The organism is Rubrivirga sp., assembly GCF_049648075.1.
Taxonomy (GTDB): domain Bacteria; phylum Bacteroidota; class Rhodothermia; order Rhodothermales; family Rubricoccaceae; genus Rubrivirga.
Genome location: NZ_JBARYR010000192.1, coordinates 1 through 3847 on the forward strand (window position 1 = coordinate 1; position 3847 = coordinate 3847).

7 protein-coding genes are annotated in these 3847 nt (G+C 68.6%); 6 read left to right on the forward strand and 1 reads right to left on the reverse strand.

Annotated features, from left to right (window positions below; all coding sequences use genetic code 11):
- From WBA11_RS05585 to WBA11_RS05605, 5 genes are all read left to right on the forward strand, one after another.
- The coding region (locus tag WBA11_RS05585) for an Mrp/NBP35 family ATP-binding protein (RefSeq protein ID WP_424519727.1) at nt 1-982 on the forward strand (982 nt) is incomplete at its 5' end.
- 117 nt (nt 983-1099) lie between these two features.
- Nucleotides 1100-1369: a NifU family protein gene (locus WBA11_RS05590; RefSeq protein ID WP_424519728.1), complete on the forward strand. Its 270-nt coding sequence runs from the start codon at nt 1100-1102 to the stop codon at nt 1367-1369.
- A 38-nt stretch (nt 1370-1407) separates the two neighbouring features.
- Nucleotides 1408-2106, forward strand: coding sequence for an AP2 domain-containing protein (locus WBA11_RS05595; protein WP_424519729.1), 699 nt, complete (start codon nt 1408-1410; stop codon nt 2104-2106).
- Between the two features lie 296 nt (nt 2107-2402).
- Nucleotides 2403-2639, forward strand: a complete 237-nt coding sequence (locus WBA11_RS05600; protein WP_424519730.1) for a FeoA family protein — start codon at nt 2403-2405, stop codon at nt 2637-2639.
- Between the two features lie 2 nt (nt 2640-2641).
- Nucleotides 2642-2881: a FeoA family protein gene (locus WBA11_RS05605; RefSeq protein ID WP_424519731.1), complete on the forward strand. Its 240-nt coding sequence runs from the start codon at nt 2642-2644 to the stop codon at nt 2879-2881.
- On the opposite strand, the gene WBA11_RS05610 is transcribed toward WBA11_RS05605, so the two are convergent.
- Complete coding sequence (locus tag WBA11_RS05610; RefSeq protein WP_424519732.1) at nt 2862-3080, reverse strand: amphi-Trp domain-containing protein; 219 nt, start codon at nt 3078-3080, stop codon at nt 2862-2864. The two genes, WBA11_RS05605 and WBA11_RS05610, sit on opposite strands and share 20 nt — an antisense overlap.
- Before the next feature lie 56 nt (nt 3081-3136).
- Between WBA11_RS05610 and WBA11_RS05615 the strand changes: the two genes are divergently transcribed.
- Nucleotides 3137-3847: FeoB small GTPase domain-containing protein (locus WBA11_RS05615; protein ID WP_424519733.1), on the forward strand; the 711-nt coding region annotated here is incomplete at its 3' end.

The following is a 3847-nucleotide window of genomic DNA, read 5'->3' on the forward strand; positions in this document are numbered from 1 at the left end:
TCTCTACGCCTTCCACGTCCTCGGGGCCGGCCCATCGACTGCGGCCTGCCAAGCCTGGGTTGAGACCGGCCAGGCTCGGAACCGTCCTCGAGGGCGAGGGTCACGACGGAAACGACTCGACTCCGCCATGCAGACCCCGTCCTCGAAACCGAACACGCCGCTCGGACTGGCTGGCGTCACCAACTTTATCGCCGTTGCGAGTGGCAAGGGCGGCGTGGGCAAGAGCACGGTCGCGGCCAACCTCGCGTGCGCGCTCGCCGAGACCGGCGCCAAGGTCGGGCTGATGGACGCCGACGTCTACGGCCCTAGCGTCCCGCTCATGTTCGGCGTGCCGTCAGACGAGAAACCGATCGTCAACGAGGAGCGCCACATCGTGCCGCTCATGCGCTACGGCGTCAAGCTGCTGTCGATGGGCTTTTTGGTGGACGACAAGAACGCCGTCATCTGGCGTGGGCCGATGGTGTCCAGCGCCGTCCGGCAGTTCCTTGGGCAGGCGGCGTGGGGCGAGCTCGATCACCTGGTCATCGACCTGCCGCCGGGCACGGGCGACATCCAACTCACGTTGGTTCAGACCGTCCCGCTCACCGGCGCCGTCGTCGTATCGACGCCCCAGGCCGTCGCGCTCGCGGACGCCCGCAAGGCCGTCAAGATGTTCGAGAACGTCCACGTCCCGGTCCTGGGCGTCGTCGAGAACATGGCCTACTTCACGCCGCCGGACCTGCCGGACCGCCGCTACTACCTGTTCGGCGAGGCCGGCGCGCAGAAGCTCGCCGCCGAGATCGGCGTGCCGGTCCTGGGCGAGGTGCCGATCGAGCAGGCCGCACGGGAGGCCGGCGACCGCGGCACGCCCGTCGTTCTGGCCGAGCCTGAAAGCCACTCGGCCAAGGCGTTCCGGTCGATGGCCGAGAAGGTCGTCCTCGAGGTCGAGCGGCGCAACGAGGACGAGCCGCCGACGCAGCCCATCGAGATTCTTTACAAGTAGGTTTTTGGAGTAGGGAATGGGGATTGGGGGTCCTCACCAGCTTGGTTTCCAATCCCTGATCCCCGGCCCCCCAACCCCTAAGCTCTCCGTCGTACCTTCGGACTCACCCCAGCGGACATGGCTGACGCAATCGACCCCGCGGACCCCGCGCTCCGGCAACGCATCGAGGACACCCTCGACTCCATTCGCCCCTACCTGATGGCGGACGGCGGCAGCGTGAGGCTCAAGGACGTCACCGACGACATGGTCGTCGAACTCCAACTGCTCGGCGCCTGCGGAACGTGCCCGATGAGCATGATGACGCTTCGTGCCGGGATCGAACAGGCGATCCGCCGCGCGGTCCCCGAGATCACGCGCGTCGAGGCCGTCGCGCCCGCCGCTGCATAACCCCCGGCTGCCGTACGGCGGCGCCCAGCTTTTGAGACATGGCCCTTGAGACGGACGGTGCGGAGGCGCCCGATGAGCCCCGGAGGCTCCATCACATCACGCGGATCGACATTGAGCCGTCAGAGGAACACCCTGGGCGGCACCCCACCCACGGGTGGCAAGTCCGCGTGCGGCGCGACGGCGACCGGCTCTCCAAGTTTTTCGCCGACGCCAAGTTCGAGAGCCAGGAGGCCGCCGTCGAGGCCGCCATCGAATACCGAGACCGACTGCTCGCCTCGATCCCCGAAGGACCGACCAAGCCTCGCAAGGCGTGGAGCAACACGGGCGTCGTCGGGCTGTCCGTGCGCGAAAAGGCGGAGGGCTCGAAGTCGAAGCTCTACGTCCAACTGAACTGGGTCAACGCCGAGGGCAAGCGCAAGGCCGGCTCGTTCTCGGTCGACAAGTGGGGGATCCGGCGTGCGTTGTGGAACGGCTGCCTCAAGCTGTACCGCGAGCGCCAGGAAGCGGGCTACCCGTTCGAGGAGCCGCACGTCATGTTCGCTCGCGCGCAGGAGCCTTTCGCGGACCTGATCCGCATCGAGGTCGAGGCCGAGCAGGCCGCCGAGCGCGAGAAGGCCGAGGCGGCGGCCCAGGCCGAGAAAGACCGCGTCGAGGCCGAGCGCGCCGCGACGCCCGAGGCTCGGATGGAGAAGGAGGAGGCCGCGATCCGCTCCCTCGAGGACGTCCTGTTCGGGTAGCCCCTCGAGGTCGCGCCGTCCTCGAGGTCGCGCCGTCCTCGAGGCTGCACCTTCGGCCCCACGATGGCTAACGACGTCCCCCTTGCTCGGATGAGGAGGGGGTAGGAGATGGTCGCCTTTCAGCCCTCGAGGTCGACGCAGCCCCACCGCACCGGCACATCTGGACTCCGGCCTCGAGGGCGAGCGCTCGTCCTGGTCCCCGCCCTCAGGGCGTGCAAAACAAGAGGTCCAGTGGACCGACCTCGAGGCCGCGGGTTGGTGTACCTTAGAACTCGTCCAGATAAGCACTCCGCTTCGTGACCTTCGACCACGCCGCCCCCATCTCGTCATTCCCCGCCGGGCGGACGGTCCGTCTGTGCTTCATGGGCCTCGACGATGCGACGTGCGCCCGACTCCGAGAGCTCGGCGTCCGCGAAGGCTGCGACGCCTGCGTGATGTCGACCGGCGACAAATGCGTGCTCGGCCTGGGCGCGGCTCGCGTGGCGCTACGACGTGAAGTGGCGCAAGGTCTGTTCGCGACCGAGACCGCGTAGACGTGCCCTCGACGCTCGACACGCTGGCGCCGGGCGCGAGCGGAACGGTGACCGGCTACCGAGGCGAGCTTCCCGCTCGGATGCTCGAGATGGGGTTGGTGCCTGGCACCTCCGTCGAGGTCGTGCGTCTCGCGCCGCTCGGCGACCCGATGGAGATCCGAGTCCGCGGCTTCCTCTTGTCCGTCCGCAAGGAAGAGGCCGCCCACGTCGTCGTGGACCTGGCTACTCCGCCGACCACTTGATTTGGAACTCGACCTCCTCCTCGCCGTCGCCCCGCTCGTGCTCGATGTTGAACGCGGCGCGCACAGGGACATAGATCCGCTCGCCGGCAATCTGGATCTCGAACGGCTCGCCGGCCTCGAGGGCGTCCGCGAGCCGGCGGAGCTTGGCGACGAACTGGTCGGTCGGGTAGTCTTTCTCGATGTCGCGGTCGGGCTTCATGGTCGTGGGAGAGGAGGAGCCGGACACTACGCACCGACTGTTGCCTCCGTATAACGATGCCCGCCCTTCCCGCTCCTCCCGTCGCCGATGCCACACGGGTGAAGACCGTCGCGCTGGCCGGCAACCCCAACGTGGGCAAGACGACGCTGTTCAACGCGCTGACCGGCGCGCAGCAGAAGGTGGCGAACTACCCCGGCGTCACCGTCGAGCGGAAGTCGGGCCGGTTGAAGGGGACCGACATCGAGGTCGTGGACCTGCCCGGCACCTACAGCCTGGCGCCCAAGTCGGTCGACGAGCGCGTGGCGTTCGACGCCCTGACCGGTCGCATCACCGGCGAGCCAGCACCCGACGTGGTCGTCTGTGTCCTCGACGCGACCAACCTCGAGCGCAACCTGTACCTCGCGACCCAAGTCCTGGACTTGGGCCTGCCGACGGTCGTCGCGCTCAACATGACCGACGCCGCCCTCGAGGGCGGGATCACGGTCGACGCGGAAAAGCTGTCGGAGACGCTCGGCGTGCCCGTCGTCGAGACCGCCGCCCGCATCGGTCAGGGAATCGACGCGCTGAAAGTGGCCGTCCTCGACCCGCCGCCGCCGGCGACCAGCGCGCCCTGGGAGGTGATGCCCGCCGTCCAGGCCGTGCTGTCCGACCTCGAGGCCGCGCTCCCACCAGACGTGCCCGAGTCGCGACGCAGGTTCGAAGCACTGGGGGCGCTGACCGCCGATCCTTTGCTCGAGCCCTGGCGCGAGCGCTCGCCCGGTTTCCAC